This window comes from Streptacidiphilus sp. MAP12-16 (assembly GCF_041262165.1).
Classification (GTDB): domain Bacteria; phylum Actinomycetota; class Actinomycetes; order Streptomycetales; family Streptomycetaceae; genus Streptacidiphilus.
The window spans coordinates 387,601-405,399 of the sequence record NZ_JBGCBY010000002.1; the positions used below are offsets into that span (position 1 = coordinate 387,601).

Here is a 17,799-nt window from a genome sequence, read left to right on the forward strand (position 1 = left end):
GGATGGGCCAACACCGTGGACCGCAACGGCCGTTCCAAAACCGCTCCGTGATTCTTTGACGGTTGTGTTGACGCCGACGTGACAAGCGTTGTAGACAACAGGTGCCTTCACGTGAGAGCGCTCTCACAGAGTATTTCCGGTCGACCGAGTAGTCGCCATGCTCCGCAGGACCCCACCCCGGCCAGGAGACACCATGTCGAGCACCACGCGCGCACCGGCGCGCCGAGAGCCGCTATCGCATCGGCCCAGCCCCCTCCTCGTCCTCGCTCTGTTGGTCGCGCTGCTCGCGGCCCTGGGCGTCGTGATGACCCAGGCACCCGCCCACGCGGCCGCAACCCTGCTCTCGCAGGGCAAGACCGCCACCGCCTCGTCCGTCGAGGCCGCGGGCACCCCCGCCTCGGCCGCCGTCGACGGCAACACCACCACGCGCTGGTCCAGCGCGTTCAGCGACCCGCAGTGGCTGGAGGTGGACCTCGGCTCCACCGCCCAGATCAGCCAGGTGGTGCTCAACTGGGAGGCCGCCTACGCCACGGCGTTCCAGATCCAGACGTCGGCCGACGGCACCACCTGGACCTCGGTGTACTCCACGACCACCGGTACCGGGGGCGTGCAGACCCTCAACGTGACCGGCTCCGGCCGCTATGTGCGCATGTACGGCACCCAGCGGGCCACCCCGTACGGCTACTCGCTCTGGGAGTTCCAGGTCTACGGAACCCTTGGCGGCAGCAGCTGCGGCACGGCCAACGCCGCGCTGAACAGGCCGGCCACCGCCTCCTCCAGCGAGAACGCGACCTTCCCGGCCTCGAACGCGGTCGACGGCAACACCGGCACCCGCTGGTCCAGTGCGTTCAGCGACCCGCAGTGGCTGGAGGTCGATCTCGGATCGGTCCAGTCCGTCTGCGGCGTCAGCCTGAACTGGGAGGCCGCCTACGCGTCGGCGTTCCAGATCCAGACGTCGGCCGACGGCACCACCTGGACCTCGGTGTACTCCACGACCACCGGTACCGGGGGCGTGCAGGCCCTCAATGTGACCGGTTCCGGTCGCTATGTGCGCATGTACGGCACCCAGCGGGCCACCGCGTACGGTTACTCGCTCTGGGAGTTCCAGGTCTTCACCGGAACTGGCAGCACCGGTTCGCCGACCCCCACTCCCACGCCCACATCCACGCCGACGGGTGACCCCTTCTGGGGTGACACCAGCACCATCCCGGCCGCCCAGAACGCGATCGAGGTGAAGATCCTCAACCGAACCAACGGCGCCTACCCGGACAGCGCGGTGTACTGGAGCTTCAACGGCCAGACCCACTCCATCGCGGACCAGCCCTACCTGGACATGCCCGCCAACTCGTCCGGCCGGATGTACTTCTACGTCGGCTCGCCGACCAGCCAGTACTACGACTTCATCGAATTCACGGTCGGCAACGGCGTGTTCAACGGCAACACCACCCGGGTCGACGCCTGGGGCCTGCCGATCGCGATGCGGCTGCACGCCACCGACGGCTACGACGTCCAGGTCGGCGACACCCAGGGAATCTTCAACGAGTCGCGATCGCAGGTCTTCCAGAGCTTCATCAACGCCGTCCCGCAGCCGTTCCAGGTGCTGGCGCAGACCCAGGCGCCGTACCGGATCATCGCCCCCGGCAGCGACCCGAGCTTCCAACCGGGCGGGGTCAACGCCAACTACTTCACCGCCTACGCCCAGTCGGCCGGGGTCAACGAGACCACCCAGTACATCTTCGGCTGCGCCGGGACCATGGCCGGCAACCCCAGCATGTGCGCGGCTCTCAACCGCCATGTGGCCACGCTGCCGACGGCGCAGCAGTCGGACCCGACCCAGTTCTACCTGTCCGCGCCGGCCAACTACTACGCCAAGTTCTGGCACGACAATGGCATCAACCACCTCGCGTACGGCTTCCCGTACGACGACGTGGCGGGCCAGTCCTCCTTCGTCTCGCACGGCAGCCCCCAGTGGCTGGAGGTGGCCGTCGGCTTCTGACCGTGGCCGTCGTCTCTCGTCCCGGGTGCCGGTCCGCCGCAGCGGCGGACCGGCACCCGGCCGCGCTCCCCAGGCCGTCAGGTCCCGGGACGGGTTGATCCGACGTCGTGCGGCCGCACCGGGGAGCCGACCCGTTCCGGCCGTGCGATCGGGGCGGCCTGGGCGGTCAGGGCGGCCGGGGAGGAGCCCGCGACGACTGGTGACGGAGTCGGGGCGGACCGGTCGAGGAGCCCCGCGGTCACCGCGATCCCCAGGCCGACGAGGGCGAGGACCGCGCCGACCAGGGCCGGCGAGGACCAGCCCCAGCCTGCGGCGATGGCAGCGCCGCCGAGCCAGGCCCCGCCGGCGTTCGCCAGGTTGAACGCCGAGTGGTTCGAGGCGGAGGCGAGGGTCGGGGCGTGGCGGGCCTTGTGCATGACGAGCATCTGCAGCGGCGTGGTGGTCAGGAAGCCCACCGCGCCCAGCACGACGACCGCCACCAGCGCGGCCCACTTCCACTGCACCGCGAAGTGGAACGCGACCAGCACCACGGCGAGGGAGGCCAGCGATCCGTACAGCGTCGGCCGCAGCGCCCGGTCGGTGAGGGGGCCGGCGGCGAGCGCGCCGAGCGTCATGCCGATGCCGAAGAGCGCGAGCACGAGCGTGACCGAGGATGGGGCGAACCCACTGACCTGGGTCATCATCGAAGCGAGATAGCTGTAGACAGCGAAGACGCCGGCGAAGCCGAAGACCGCGGTGAGCAGTCCGAGCAGCACCTGGCGGTCGCCCAGGGCGCGCAACTCCCTGCGGACCCCGGCGTGCTCCTCGGTCGGCAGGTTCGGGACGAGCAGGGCGAGCGAGGCCATCGCGAGCAGCCCGATCGCGCCGACCACGATGAAGGTGGCACGCCAGCCCAGGTTCTGGCCCAGCGCGGTCGCGGCGGGGACGCCGACGATGTTGGCGATGGTCAGGCCCAGGAACATGGCTGCCACGGCCCGTGCCCTGCGGTCCTCCGCGACCAGTCGGGAGGCCACCACCGCGCCCACGCCGAAGAAAGCGCCGTGCGGCAGCCCGGCGAGGAAGCGGCCGGCCAGCAGGGTGTCGAAGCCGGGGGCGAACGCGGACGCCAGATTGCCCAGGGTGAAGAGCGCCATCAGGAGCAGCAGCATGCGCTTGCGCGGAATGCGCGAACCCAGAGCGGTGAGCAGCGGAGCCCCGAGGACGACGCCGAGGGCGTAGGCGGAGACGAGGTAGCCGGCGGTGGGCACGGAGGTGCCCAGATCGCCGGCGACGTTCGGTAGCAGACCCATCATGACGAACTCGGCGGTGCCGATTCCGAAGGCACTGATCGCCAGGGCGAGCAAGGCCAGGGGCATGGGGTGCCTTTCAGCAGGAGGAGGAGCGGAGCGGGTTCTTAAGTTGACTAGCGGAACAAATTCTCGCACCTGTTTGCTTCCCGTCCGTCAACGCCAGGTTTCGGCGGGCCGTACGGCGCGGTTCATCGCGCCGAAATTCCGCGGACGCCGTCCCGACAAAGCGGACGGATAGGCTGAGATCCGCCGGGCCAAGGTCGTCCACAGGCGAGTCGCAGCCTCCCGGACGACAAGGACCCGCGTGAACGATCGCACCCCGCTACCCGCCTGGCTCGCCCATGCCCTGCGCTGGCAGAAGGGGCCGGTTCCCTGGGGGGCGGTGGTGCGCGGAGCTCTGGGGGCCGGTCCGCTGCTGGCGCTCGCCGTTCTTGCCGGGCACCCCTCGGCCGGGGTGCTCGCCGCGCTCGGCGCGATGCTGGCCGGAGTCAACGACCGCCCGGGCAGCCGCCGTTCGGCCGTACCCCGGCTCGGGCTGCCCGCGCTGGCCGGAGCCTGCGGGATGTTGCTGGGGTCGGCGCTCGCGGCGGTGGTCGGCGGCGGGGCAGTGGCACTGACCGCCGCCCTCGCGGTTCTCGGGTTCGTCGCGGGGGCGCTCAGCTCCGTCGGCCCGGTCGCCTCGTCGTCCGGTACCCAACTGCTGGTCGCCGCGGTGGTCGGAGCGGGGATGCCGCTGCCGGAGCCGGCCTGGCTCCGCGCCGTGCTCTATCTGGCAGGAGGTTGCTGGCTGCTGGCGCTGCGCGTCGCGCTGCCCTCGCCCGGCCGTCCCACCGGACCGTACCTGCGCGACTACCTCCTCGACGGCGAGCGCGAGGCGATCGCCGCCGCCTACGAGGCGGTGGCCGACCTGCTCCAGGCGGCAGGGAGTGGGCAGGCCCTGCGTCGGCGGGCCCTGCTGACCGCAGCGCTGGACCGCGCCCAGGACGCACTCTCCGGGCCGCGCCTGCGCCGTCACGCCACCGGATCGGCCGAGCGGCGGCTGCACGCCCAGTTCGCCGCGGTGCTTCCGCTGGCCGAGGCCGCCACCGCGCTGACCTGGGAGGGCGAGGTTCTGCCCGAACGCGCGGCCGAGGGGCCGCGGCGGCTGGCTCAGGCCGTACGCACCTCCACCGCGGCAGGCCCGCTGCCCGCGCCCGTGCGCTCCAACGCGGGCCTGCGGGCACTGGACGAAGCGCTGTTGCGCGCCGCGCAGACCTTCGGCGGCCCGGACGGCCACGCCGTTCCCGCCGGAGTCCGCGCTGCCGTGCCGCCGGCGCTCCGCGGCGCGTTCGGCCCAGCCGGGCACGAGTACGGGATACGGGTGGCCCTCTGCATCGGCGCCAGCGCGGCCGCGGCCCAGGCGCTGCACCCGCACCACTGGTACTGGCTCCCCGCCACGGCGGTCTTCCTCGTCAAGCCCGACCTGGGACCGCTGGCCTCCCGCGTGATCTGCCGTGCGCTTGGCACCATCGCCGGTGCGCTCGCCTTCGCGGCCGTCGCCGCGACGCTGCCCGGGCACGGCTGGCTGCCCGCGTTGGCGGTGCTGTGCGGAGCGCTGCTCCCCGTCGCGACCAGGCACTTCGCCGTCCAGACCAGCGTGGTGACCGTGCTGGTGCTGTCGTTCTCCATGCTCGGCGGCGACGTCCACGCCGCTGGGACCCGCATGGGTGACACCCTGCTGGCCTGCGCGATCGTCCTTCTTGTCGGGCACCTGCCGCTCCCTGGACGGGGCGGTCGCGCGGTGTCGGCGCGGCTTGCGGCGGCCAGCCAGGCCACCCACCAGTACGTCGGACACGTACTCGCCCGCCCGGAGGACGGCACCGTCCGGCCGCAACTGCGCCGCGCCGCCTACCGCTCGCTGGCGGACGCGCGCTCTGCCGTGGAACTGGCCGCCGCCGAACTCCCGCCGCTGGCACGGCACTCCAGCGGATCAGCCCGGCTGGTGGCCGAACTGGAACGGCTCGCCGACGCCGCCACAGCCTGCGCCGTGGGCCTCGACAGTGGTGCCGGCGCCGACGGTGGGGTTTCTGACGTACCGTCAATAACCTACCTGCGGCGGCTCAGCGACGAATGGGAGGACCTGGCACGGCGGACGTTCGCATACAGGACCTGACGCCGGGGCTCCAGGTGGTCGGCACTGGCTATTTTGCCATGTGCATGCAATCTTGTCTTAACTCGGCGGACTCTACCGATAAGTAGCGTCTGTAGCGCATCGCATGGCAACCCCTACATGTCCGAGCAGAGGGGCGACCTGGCGTGCCACGAGCCTTAGCCCCACCTTCCCCCGCCTGTGCCGTAACGCACCCCGGAGTGTCCATGAGGCCCACGTCGCCGCTGGCCGACATCGTCATCGGGATCACCCCCTTCCATGAACCGGACGCCGGACTCGCCGCGGCCCTGTGCCGCGCCGGCGCCCTTGGCGTGCTGGACCTCGGCACCGGCGACCGCCGGTCGCGCGAGGAGCTCGCCAAGCTCGGCGAGTCCGCCCCAGGGCCGTTCGGCGTCCGGCTCGGCGCCGACTGCCGGATCACCCCCGAGGATCTCTGTCCCGCTGACCGGACGGCGCCGCACACCGTCGTGCTGGGCGCGGACGCTACTGATTGGGACCCGCAGGTGCTGGGAGCGCTGGGCGCCCGGTACCGCGTGCTGGCCGAGGTGCCAGACCTGGAGCAGGGCCTTCGGGCGGTGGCCTCAGGCGTCCACGGGCTGATCGCACGCGGTGGCGAAAGCGGCGGTGTGGTCGGGGAGTTGAGCACCTTCGTGCTGCTCCAGCAGTTGCTGGCAGCGCCGGGCATCGAGGTGCCGGTGTGGGCCTGCGGCGGCATCGGCCTGCGCACCGCCGTGGCGGCCGTGGCCGGCGGAGCGGCCGGGGTGGTACTGGACAGCCAGCTCGCGCTGCTGGCCGAGTCGGCGGCGCCGGAGGAGGCCGCCGCGGCGGTGCGCGGTATGGACGGATCCGAGACGACCGTGATCGACGGCCGGCGGGTGCTGCCGCGGCGCGCCGGATCGGAACCACCTGAGTATGTGATGGTCGGTCAGGACGGGTTTCTGGCCCAGCGATTCGCCACCCGCTGGGGCACGGCAGGCCGCGCCGTACGCGCCGTACGCGAGGCCGTGCTGGACGGCCTGCGCGCTGCGGCAGCACCCGGTGCGGCGTTATCGCTGCTCGGCCCGGAGGCACCGCTGAGCAGGACCCTGGGCACGGAACTGCCGGTGGCGCAGGGGCCGATGACCCGGGTCAGCGACCAGCCGGGATTCGCGGCGGCAGTGGCTGCCGCAGGCGCGCTGCCGTTCGTCGCTTTGGCGCTGGCGGGGCCGGAGCAGACCCGCGCGCTGCTCCGGGAGACCGGTGACGCCGTCGGCGGTCGTCCCTGGGGTGTCGGCGTACTGGGGTTCGCCCCGGAGGAGGTGCGCAGCGCCCAGCTGGCGGAGGTGCTCGCGGCAGGTCCCAGCCACGCGGTGATCGCCGGTGGCCGCCCCTCGCAGGCGCGGGTGCTGGAGCAGGCGGGGATCCGCACCTTCCTGCATGTGCCTTCTCCCGGACTACTGCAGCAGTTCCTCGAGGACGGGGCGCGCAGATTCGTGTTCGAGGGTTCGGAGTGCGGCGGTCATGTGGGGCCGCGGCACAGCTTCCCGCTGTGGGAGGCGCAACTCGCGGTGCTTGAGGACTTCCTGGACGCGGCGACGGGGACGGTGACCGCGGTGACCGCGGCGACCGGTGACCGGCCGCAGATCGAGGTGCTGTTCGCCGGGGGAGTCCACGACGAGCGCTCGGCGGCGATGGTGGCGGCGATGGCCGCGCCGCTGGCCCCGCGCGGGGTCGCGGCGGGCGTGCTGATGGGTACGGCGTACCTCTTCACCGAGGAGGCGGTGGCCTGCGGGGCGGTGCAGCCCGCGTTCCAACGCCAGGTGCTGGCGGCGCAGCGGACGGAGCTGCTGCAGACCGCGCCCGGCCATGCCACGCGGTGCGTTCCGAGCCGGTTCACTGCGGAGTTCGCCGAGGTGCGGGAGCGGTTGCACACGGAAGGGGTGCCGGACCGGGATGTCTGGGAGCAGCTGGAGCGGTTGAACATCGGTCGGCTGCGGATCGCCGGCAAGGGCGTCGACCGGGTGGAGGGCACGCTGGCGTCGGTCGACGAGCAGGGCCAGCTGGAGCGCGGGATGTTCATGGCCGGGCAGGTCGCCGTGCTGCGCTCGGCGACCACCACGGTGGCCGAGCTGCACCGAGCGGTCGGAACGGGCGCTGCCGCCTTTCTGGCCGCCAGAGCCGCCGAGCTGACGGCACGTCCAGGACTGTCGCCCAGCGACGTCGCGACTCCGCGACCCGCACCGCTCGATGTCGCGGTGATCGGGATGGCCTGCATGTTCCCGCAGGCCCCGGACCTGTCGGCGTTCTGGGCCAATGTGGTCGGCGGTGTGGACGCCGTGACCGAGGTGCCGCCGGAGCGCTGGGACCCGGAGCTGTACTACTCCGCGGACGGCGGCGGGCCCGGCACGACTCCGTCCAAGTGGGGCGGCTTTCTGCCGCGCATCCCGTTCGATCCCCTGGCCTACGGCATCCCGCCGTCCGCACTGGGCAGCATCGAGCCGGTTCAGCTGCTCGCGCTGGAGGCAGCGCGCCGGGCACTGGTGGACGCGGGCTACGACGGTGGCGGCGGCGACGGCGGGCGCTCCTTCGACCGCTCGCGCACCAGCGTGGTGTTCGGGGCGGAGGCGGGCAGCGACCTGTCGAACGCGGGGGTGCTGGGCGCGGTGCTGCCCGCCTATCTGGGCCGGGTGCCGGACGCGATCGCGGAGCAGTTGCCGAGGATCACCGAGGACTCCTTCCCCGGCATGCTCGCCAATGTCATCTCGGGTCGGATCGCCAACCGGCTCGACCTGGGCGGATCCAACTTCACGGTCGACGCGGCCTGCGCGTCGTCGCTGGCGGCGCTGGACGTGGCGTGCCGGGAGCTGGCCTCGGGCAGCAGCGACCTGGCTCTGTGCGGCGGAGCGGACCTGCACAACGGCATCAATGACTTCCTGCTCTTCGCCTCGGTTCACGCGCTCTCGCCTACCGGCCGGTCCAGGCCCTTCGACGCGTCGGCGGACGGGATCGCGCTGGGCGAGGGTGTCGGCTGCCTGGTGCTGAAGCGGCTCGCGGACGCGGAACGGGACGGCGACCGGGTGTACGCGGTGGTCCAGGGCATCGGAAGCGCGAGCGACGGCCGTTCGCTGGGCCTGACCGCGCCCCGGCCCGAGGGCCAGCGGGCGGCGCTGGAACGTGCGTACCGGAGCGCCGGGGCCGATCCGGCCGAGGTGGGCCTGCTGGAGGCGCACGGCACCGGGACCGTGGTGGGCGACCGCACCGAACTGGCAACGTTGAGCGCGGTGTTCACGGAAGCTGGCGCGGCGCCGGGGAGTTGCGCGCTGGGATCGGTGAAGTCGCAGATCGGCCACACCAAGTGCGCGGCCGGCGTGGCGGGTCTGATCAAGGCGTCGTTGGCGCTGCACACCGGCGTCAAACCGCCGACCCTGCACCTGGAGCAACCGAACCAGGCATGGCAGGCCGGCAGCAGCCCCTTCGCGTTCCACTCGGAGGCGCGGCCGTGGGCGGTTGCACCGGCGGAACGAGTGGCCGGCGTCAGTGCGTTCGGCTTCGGCGGAACCAACTTCCATGCGGTACTGCGTGGTTACGACGGCCCGCGACCTGTGCACGGACTTCAGGAGTGGCCTGCCGAGCTGTTCACCTTTCGGGGCCCGGACCGGCAGCGGGCCCTGCGTGGGGCGGCGGAACTGCTGCGGATCGCCGACGGCGTCGCCAACGGTGATGCGAACATCGCCCCGAACTCCGCCGCGAACTCCGACGCCTCGCCATGGCGGTTGCGCGACCTGGCGCTGGCCGCGTCCCGGCGGGCGGAGTCCGGCCACGGCCCGGTGCAGGTGGCGCTGGTGGCCTCGGACCTGGCGGAACTGCGCGCGCTGCTGCGCCGCGCCTCGGCCGGGGAGCACGATCCGGCGCACGGACTGCACCTGGCCGAACAGGACGGCGGCGCGCCCGCCGGCGAAGTGGCGTTCCTCTTCCCCGGGCAGGGCAGCCAGCGGCCGGGGATGTTCGCGGAGCTGTTCGCGGCGTTCCCTGAGCTGCAACGGCATCTGCTGCTGGGCCGCGCCTATGCGGACCTGCTGTATCCGCCGGACGCCTTCACCCCCGAGGCACGGGAGCGACAGCGTGCCGCGGTGACCGACACCAGGGTGGCCCAGCCGGTGCTGGGGATGACCGGCCTCGCGGCGTTCGAGCTGCTCGGGTTGGCCGGGGTGCGCCCCGCGCTGGCGGGCGGCCACAGCTACGGCGAGTTGGTCGCGCTGTGCGCGGCAGGGGCGCTGGCGGCCGAGGACCTGCCGGCGCTCAGCGCCCAGCGGGCGGGGGCGATCCTGGACGCGGTCGGCGAGGGCGCGGACCCCGGGTCCATGGCCGCAGTGGCGGCCGGGGCCGAGGAGGTCGAACGGCTGCTCGCCGGGGCCGGCCTGGCCGGGCGAGTGGTGGCGGCGAACCGCAACGCCCCGCTGCAGACCGTCGTCTCCGGTGCCACCGAGGATGTGGCGGCGGCGATGTCGCTGCTGCGCGAGGCGGGTCACGGTGTGAAGCGGCTGCCGGTCGCGTGCGCCTTCCACAGCCCGCTGGTCGCCGGGGCGTGCGAGCGCTTCGCCGAAGCGCTGGCACTGCGCACGGTCCGGACGCCGGAGTTCCCGGTGTGGTCGAACCGGACGGCTGCCGCCTACCCGGCCGCGCCGGATGCGGTGCGTGCCGAGCTCGCGGCGCAGATCGGAGCGCCGGTGCGGTTCGCGCAGCAGATCGAGGCGATGTACCAAGCCGGGGCCCGGGTGTTCGTCGAGGCGGGGCCCGGGTCCGTGCTGACCCGGCTGGTCTCGGCGGTGCTCGGCGACCGGCCGCATCGCGCCGTGCCGGTCGAGGGGCGGCGCGCGGGACTGCCCGGATTCCTCGACGCGCTGGCCGAGCTGGCCGTGGCCGGGGTGCCGGTGCGTACCGGGCGGCTGTTCCGCGGCCGTGACGCGGTGGACGCCGGCCGGGCGCGGGCGCCGCGCCGACCTGGCTGGACGGTGGACGGGCAGTTGGTGCGCACCGCCGCCGGAGACCTGCTACCCGGCGCGCTGACGCCGGCCCGACTCGTTCCGGAGACGTTGATGACAGCTCAGGCACCGAACTCGAACGGCCACCACCAGGCTGGAGGCGAGGCGCTGGTCTCGGAGTTCCTGCGCAGCAGCAGGGACATGATCGCCGCTCAGCGCGACGTGCTGATGACCTATCTCGCCGGGGCAGGTGCCACGGCACCGGCGCTACCGCTGCCTCCGCTACCGGTCCCCTCGCTCGTCGTCCCCTCGCTCGCTGTCGGCCCGCTCGCACCGCCGGCGGCGCTGCCCGCGACGCCGGACCAGGTCGCGTCCGACCAGCCGGTCGGGGCGGTGCCCGAGCTCGCGGAGGCTGACGTGCTGCGCGCGGTGGTGGAGGTGATCAGCGAGCGCACCGGCTACCCCGCCGACATGATCGAGCCCGACCTCGACCTCGAGGCCGACCTCAGCATCGACTCGATCAAGCGCACCGAGATCATCGGCCAGCTCGCCCGCCGCCTGGCCGGCGGACCGGGGGCCGACCTCGCCGGCCTGGGTGACGACGAGGTGGAGCAGCTCGCGGGTGCCCGTACCGCCGGCGCCATCACGGTCTGGCTCACCTCCCGGCTCGGAAGTCCCGCTGACACAACGGCAGCTGACATCGCAACAGCTGGTCCGGCAGTGCAACTCCCGCCGCGCCTGGTGGCGGAGGCGCAGCCGGTCGAGCCGGCGTCCGTCGCCGGGCACGAGCCGGTGCGGCTGCAGTTCAGGCCCGTCCCGCTCGCGGAACCCGGTGGGTCGCCGGAGTCGTTGGCCGGCAGGCGGTTCGCCCTGCTCGGCACGGACGGCGGCGGCGTCGCCGAGGCTCTCTCGGCCCGGCTCACCTCGTTCGGCGCACAGACGTTCGCCCTGGACACGGCGCACGAACTCTCCGCGGACGACGGCCATGTGGACGGCGTGCTGCTGCTGGACCCGCTCGCCACGCAGGGGTCGCCGGTGCTGCCGGGTTGCGTGCCCGCGCTCCAGGCCGCCCTGGCCCGCGAACCCAAGTGGCTGCTCGCAGCCTGTGTGTCGTCGTCCCTGTCCGCACTGTCGTCGCCCTCGCCCTCCGCCTCCGACCGGGCGGACGGGCTGCGCGGGCTCTTCCGCACACTGGCCCGCGAGTACCCCGACGCCACCACCCGGCTCGTCGAGTTCGACGCACCGAGCTCGCTGACGGAGCCGGCCGAAACGGCGGACGCGCTGCTCGGCGAGTTGCTCGCCGACGACCGCGAGCCGGTGGTCCTGCGCGGTGCGGCCGGGCGCCGGGGACTGTCCCTGGAGCGGTCCGGACTCGGGGTGCTGGGCAGCACCGGCGCGGGACCGGCCGGTGACGGTGCGTCCGAAGCCGCAGCGCTCGGCCTGGACCGTGACGCCGTGGTGCTGCTGGTCGGCGGCGCCCGCGGGATCACCGCACGGTTCGCGGCGACGCTTGCCTCAGCCTCCGGCTGCCGCCTGGAACTGCTGGGCCGCACCGCGCCGCCGGAGGGTCCGGAGGACCCGGTGACGGCGGCTGCCCGCGACCGGTCCGCGCTGCGGGCCGCCCTGGCCGGCCAGGGAGTGCCGCTGCCGGAGATCGAACGCACGGCATCCGGCCTGCTCGCCGCACGCGAGGTGCGCGCGACCCTCGACGAGCTGACGGCGCTGGGTTCGCAGGCCCGCTACCAGGCCGTGGACGCCACCGATCCGGCTGCTCTGCGGCAGGCGGTCAAGGAGGTGCACGCGGAGTACGGGCGGCTGGACGGCGTCGTGTACGCCGCGGGCGTGATCGAGGACAAGGTGCTCGCGGAGAAGGACCCGGAGTCCTTCCGGCGGGTTTTCGCCACCAAGGCCGACGGCGCCTCCGCGCTGCTCGACGCGCTGTCCGAACTGCCGGGCGGGCCACGGTTCACGGTGCTCTTCGGCAGCATCGCCGCTGCCCTGGGGAATCGCGGACAGGCGGACTACGCGGCGGCGAACGACGCCCTGGAGGCGCTGGGCGCGCGCTGGGCGGACCGCACCGGGCACCGGGCGCTGACCGTGCACTGGGGCCCATGGGCGCCCTCCGGCGGGCACGGCGGCATGGTCTCCGAGGAACTGGCACGCGACTACGCCCGACGCGGCGTCAGGCTGATCGACCCGGACGCGGGCACGCTGGCGCTGCTGCGCGAGCTCGCCTGGGGCGTCGACTCGGACCGCGCCGTCGTCTACACCGCGTCGGGCTGGTGACGGCGCCGGTGGCATCCACGGCACAGCAGAGGTCGGGCACTCGGCCACCGCCGGTGGCCGTCGTGGGCATGGCGGTACTCCTGCCCGGCGCGCCTGATCTCGCCAGCTACTGGCGGAACCTGGTCGGCGGAGTCGACGCGATCACGGAGGTACCCGAGGGGCGCTGGGACGCGGGCTACTACGACCCGGGCGCGGGGTCAGGACCCGCCGCCCCGGACCGCCTCTACTGCCGCCGTGGTGGCTTCGTGGACGACTACGCGGACGTGCAGCCGACCCGCTTCGGCATCATGCCGAGCTCGGTGTCCGGCACCGAACCCGACCAGCTGATCGCGCTCCAGGTCGCTGCGGCCGCCATCGCGGACGCGGGCGGCCAGGACCGGCTGCCCGATCGCGACCGGATCGGGGTGGTGCTCGGCCGGGGCGGCTACCTGACGCCGGGTCTGGTCCGTCTCGACCAGCGCGTCCGCAGTGCACACCAGTTGGTGCGCACCCTCGGCGAGCTGCTGCCCGATCTGACGGCGGACCAGCTCGGGCGGGTCAGGTCAGCGTTCACCGAGCAGCTGGGCCCGGACCACCCGGAGTCCGCGATCGGCCTGGTGCCGAACCTCGCCGCCTCCCGTCTGGCCAACCGGCTCGACCTGCGCGGCCCCGCCTACACGGTGGACGCCGCCTGCGCCTCCTCGCTGGTCGCCGTGGACCAGGCGGTCGGCGAGCTCGCCACCGGCCGCTGCGACGCGGTGCTGACCGGCGGGGTGCACCACTGCCACGACGTCACCCTGTGGAGCGTGTTCGCGCAGTTGCGGGCACTCTCCCCGAGCCAGCGGATCCGTCCGTTCCACCGGGACGCGGACGGCATCCTGATCGGCGAGGGAACCGGTGTGGTGGTGCTGAAGCGCCTCGCCGACGCGGAGCGCGACGGCGACCGTGTCTACGCGGTGATCCGCGGCACAGGCGTCGCCGGCGACGGCCGTACGACCGGGCTCGCCAACCCCGACCCGGGCGGCCAGATCCGGGCGGTGCGAGCAGCCTGGCGGGCGGCCGAGCTCGATCCGTCGGCGCAGGGTGCGCTGGGCCTGCTGGAGGCCCACGGCACCGCGACCCCGGCCGGTGACGCCGCCGAACTGGCGACACTGGCAGCGGTGTTTGGCCCGGCGCAGGCCGGAACCGGTGACCGGGACGGGCGAGCGGTGCTCGGCTCGGTGAAGTCGATGATCGGCCACACCATGCCTGCCGCGGGCATCGCCGGGCTGGTCAAGGCGGCGCTGGCGGTGCACCACGGGGTGCTGTTGCCGACGCTGCACTGCGACGACCCGCACCCGGCGCTGGCAGGCACGCGCTTCCGTACCCTTGGCGAGGCGCAGCCGTGGGCGGCCGACGCAGGCGGTTCCCCACGCCGCGCCGCCGTGAACGCCTTCGGCTTCGGCGGAATCAACGCCCATGTGGTGCTGGAGCAGGCCCCCGGTAGCAGTTCCTCCTCGTCCCTACCGACGGCGGGACCCGCAGCAGCCACCGCCGCAGCGTTTCCCTTGCCCGCTGGCGTGGCCACTGTCGTGGCCGAACCCGAACGGGTGCTGCGCCTCGCGGCCGACCGGCCGGATCAGCTGGCCGCGCTGCTGGCGGCGGACGACTCTGCCGTGCTGGCCGCAGCGCTGCCGGAACGCGGCGCCCCCGCGCCGCGCTGCCGGTTGGCGATCGTCGACCCGACGGCGAAGCGGCTGGCCCTGGCCCGCCGCGCGGTGTCCAGAGGACAGGCCTGGCGCGGGCGCAACGACGTGTGGTTCGCACCCGAGCCGCTGCTCGGTGCGGCTCCCGGCCTGCCCGGCGCCGGACGGATCGCGTTTCTCTTCCCCGGCCTGGAGGGCGAGTTCGCCCCCAGGGCGGAGGACGTCGCCGACCACTTCGGCCTTCCGCGACTCGCGCCGCCCTCGGGCGCGTCGTCGGCCGCGCCCCAGGTGGGCGACATCGGTCGGCACGGTGCCGGAGTGGTGGCGGTCGGTCGGCTCCTCGACACCGCGCTGCGCCGGATGGGTGTCGTTCCCGACGCTGTCGCCGGGCACAGCGTCGGCGAGTGGACTGCGATGATCGCGGGCGGACTGTACTCGGGCGCCTCGGTGGACTCCTTCCTGGAGTCCTTCGACCCCGACGCTCTGCACGTACCCGGTCTCGCCTTCGCCGCGCTCGGCACCTCCGCCGAACAGGTCCAGGAGGCCCTGGCCACGGTGGCGGGGGTGTCGCAGGTCGTGCTGTCGCACGACAACGCGCCGCAGCAGTCCATCGTCTGCGGCCCCGAGCAGCCGGTCGCGGAGCTGGTGCGCTGGTTCCGCGCGCGCGGGGTTCTGGGCCAGGTACTGCCGTTCCAGTCCGGATTCCACACGCCGATGCTGGCCCCGTACCTGGCGCCGATCCGGCAGGCTGCCGAGACCTTCGAACTGCACCGGCCGACCGTACCCGTGTGGTCGGGGACGACAGCGGCCCCGTTCCCGCAGGGCGAAGCCGAGGTCCGGGCGTTGTTCCTGCGCCACCTGCTGGAGCCGGTGCGGTTCCGGCCGCTGATCGAGGCGCTGTACGCGGCCGGGTTCCGGGCGTTCGTCCAGGTGGGCACGGGACAGCTGGCCTCGCTGGTGGGCGACACCCTGAACGGCAGGGACCATCTGGCGATCGCCGCGAACTCGCCGCACCGCGAGGGGATGGCCCAGCTCCGACGCGTCGCGGCGGCGCTGTGGGCGCACGGAGCCGAGCCGGATCTCACCCTCCTCTCCTGCGCACCCCAGCAGCGGGCGCACCCCAGCGTGCGGCTGGACCTCGGCGGGGCACTCGTCTCCCTCAACGCCCAGAGGCTCCCGGCGCTCCGTGCGGAACTGGCTCAGAGGCGTCCGCAGGTGGTCGTCCCCGGCTGCGGCCCGGACCTGGCCTCGCTGGGCGACAGGTTTCCGCTGGCGGCCGAACTCGACGCGCTGCTCCGTGACACGGGGCAGGCGGCGGCCGAGCTGATCCGTGCCGGGCGGCAGACCCGGGCGGGCGTGACACCGTCCCCCACAGTGATTCCAGCACCGCCGACCCCCGTACCGCCGACCCCCGCGCCGGCCGCGCACACCAGCACGCTGCGCATCTCCGTCGACGCCATGCCGTACCTGCTCGACCACTGCTTCATCCGGCAGCGCCCCGGCTGGCCCGATATCAGCGACCGCTGGCCGGTCGTTCCGGCGACCACGATCGCCCAGCACCTGATGGACGCCGCCGAGCGCGCCGCGCCCGGACGAGTGACCACCGGCATGCACGGGCTGCGCTTCGGCCGATGGGTGCCGGCGGCGGCACCGATGGACGTGGAGATCACCCTGCGCGATGCGGGGGACGGATGCCTTGCCGCTGCCTTCGGCGAATTCGCCGGCGGAACGGTCCAGCTGGCACACCGTCACCCGGCGCGCCCGGCCCCGTGGCAGGTGGACCCGGCGGCCGAGCGCACACCGGACCACACCGCAGCCGCGCTGTACCAGGAACGGTGGATGTTCCACGGCCCGGCGTTCCAGGGGCTGACCGAACTGACCGCGATGGGCGACGCGCACGTACGCGGTGTGATCACCGCGCCCTCCGCGCCCGGGGCACTGCTGGACAACGTCGGCCAGCTGCTCGGCTACTGGATCATGGCCACCCGTACCGACCGCACCGTCGTCTTCCCGGTCGGTCTGCGGGAGCTCCGCCTCTACGGCCCCGCGCCCCGGCCCGGCACCGAGGTGCTCTGTCATATCCGGATCACCGCCCTCACCGACGCCGTCCTCGAAGCGGATGTCCAACTCCTGTCCGGGGGGACCGTGTGGGCGGAGGTGACAGGCTGGCAGGACCGCCGATTCGACAGTCACCCGGACACCCGGCCGGTGGAACGCTTTGTCGAGCGGAACACCCTGTCCGCGCCCCGGCCCGGCGGCTGGACCCTGCTGCACGAGCGCTGGCCCGACCTCGCCTCCCGCGACCTGGTGATGCGCAACCACCTCGGCTCCGCGGAGCGTGCCCGCTACGAGCAGCAGCCGCCGCGCGGCCGCCGGGCGTGGCTGCTGGGCCGGATCGCGGTGAAGGACGCGGTGCGCCGTTGGCTGTGGCAGCAGGGCGAGGGACCGGTGTTTCCGGCCGAGATCGAGGTGGTCAACGACCCGTCCGGAAGGCCCCGGGTGGTCGGTGTCCGCGGCCGGACGCTGCCGGACCTCGACGTCTCGCTTGCGCATCGGGCCGAGGCCGCGGTGGCCGTCGTCCGGCCGTCCCGCCCCGGCGGCGGACCCGGCGTGGGCATCGACATCGAGGAGATCGCCGAGCGTGCGGCGGAGACGGTGCTGGTCGCGCTCGGACCGGCGGAGCGCGAGCTGCTTGCGGCCTGCTGCTCGGTGTACGGCGGGGAGTCGTCGTCGGCGAGGGCGGCGGAAGGCTCCGAGGCGCTCTGGTTCGCCCGGTTCTGGGCCGCCAAGGAGGCAGTGGCGAAGGCCGAGGGCACCGGGCTCCAGGGCCGGCCGCGGGCCTTCGAGGTGGTCGCCGCCGAGCCGTCGGAACTGCTCGTCGCAGTGGCCCGGCCGGACGGAACCCGCACCTACCGACTGCGATGCACCGAGCTCGACAGCCCGTCGGATCTGCCGGACCGACGCTACGTCGTGGCCTGGACAGCGGACGGGACCGACGGCACCAGCACCGCACGAACCGGCACCGAGAGAACCGGCACCGAGAGAACCGGCACCGAACGAACCGGCACCGAACGAACCGGCACCGAACGAACCGGCAACCTGAACAGCGAGAGGACAGTGGCGAAGTGACGATCAGCGAGCCGACTGCGGCGCCGCACGCGGCATCCGAGCAGGAGGTCCTCACCGAGATCACGGGCATGCTGGCCGCCGTGCTCGACGACTACGGCCTCGACGCGGTCCAGGTCACCATGGAGTCCCGGTTCATCCAGGACCTCGAACTGGAGAGCATCGACCTGGTGACCCTGGCCGGGCACCTCCAGGCGCGCTGGGGCGAAGGAGTCAACTTCGCCGAGTTCGTCGCGGGCCTGGAGCTCGACGAGATCATCGATCTGACGGTCGGTCGGCTGGTCCGGTATGTCGTGTCCTGTCCACAGACCGCCGGGCGGAGCTGACC

At 73.4% G+C, this 17,799-nt stretch carries 4 protein-coding genes and 4 pseudogenes; 6 read left to right on the forward strand and 2 right to left on the reverse strand.

Translation table 11 applies throughout. The features are described from left to right. Window positions 1-304: 304 nt before the first annotated feature. Both ABIA33_RS03715 and ABIA33_RS03720 read left to right on the forward strand, forming a co-directional pair. Window positions 305-1,141, forward strand: a pseudogene (locus ABIA33_RS03715) (discoidin domain-containing protein); the annotation flags it as partial. Window positions 1,142-1,402: 261 nt separating this feature from the next. Further along, window positions 1,403-1,996, forward strand: a pseudogene (locus ABIA33_RS03720) (glycoside hydrolase family 64 protein); the annotation flags it as partial. Window positions 1,997-2,073: 77 nt separating this feature from the next. On the opposite strand, the gene ABIA33_RS03725 reads toward ABIA33_RS03720, so the two are convergent. Beyond that, window positions 2,074-3,351: an MFS transporter gene (locus tag ABIA33_RS03725; protein WP_370076866.1), complete on the reverse strand. Its 1,278-nt coding sequence runs from the start codon at window positions 3,349-3,351 to the stop codon at window positions 2,074-2,076. Window positions 3,352-3,589: 238 nt separating this feature from the next. Here ABIA33_RS03725 and ABIA33_RS03730 point away from each other — a divergent pair, with 238 nt between their 5' ends. The 3 genes and pseudogenes from ABIA33_RS03730 to ABIA33_RS03740 form a co-directional block, all read left to right on the forward strand. Further along, window positions 3,590-5,437, forward strand: coding sequence for an FUSC family protein (locus tag ABIA33_RS03730; protein WP_370076868.1), 1,848 nt, complete (start codon window positions 3,590-3,592; stop codon window positions 5,435-5,437). 203 nt (window positions 5,438-5,640) lie between these two features. Further along, the gene (locus tag ABIA33_RS03735) at window positions 5,641-12,681 is read left to right on the forward strand and encodes an SDR family NAD(P)-dependent oxidoreductase (RefSeq protein WP_370076870.1); all 7,041 of its coding nucleotides are present in this window, start codon (window positions 5,641-5,643) and stop codon (window positions 12,679-12,681) included. Then, window positions 12,678-17,327: pseudogene (locus ABIA33_RS03740) on the forward strand (beta-ketoacyl synthase N-terminal-like domain-containing protein); the annotation flags it as partial. The gene ABIA33_RS03735 and the pseudogene ABIA33_RS03740, both read left to right, overlap by 4 nt. A gap of 70 nt (window positions 17,328-17,397) precedes the next feature. Here ABIA33_RS03740 and ABIA33_RS03745 read toward each other — a convergent pair. Then, window positions 17,398-17,538: pseudogene (locus tag ABIA33_RS03745) on the reverse strand (hypothetical protein); the annotation flags it as partial. On the opposite strand from ABIA33_RS03745, the gene ABIA33_RS03750 reads away from it, so the two are divergent. Beyond that, window positions 17,471-17,797 carry an acyl carrier protein gene (locus ABIA33_RS03750; protein ID WP_370076872.1) on the forward strand — a complete coding sequence of 109 codons (327 nt, stop codon included), beginning with the start codon at window positions 17,471-17,473 and terminating at the stop codon, window positions 17,795-17,797. The pseudogene ABIA33_RS03745 and the gene ABIA33_RS03750 overlap by 68 nt on opposite strands. Window positions 17,798-17,799 lie beyond the last annotated feature (2 nt).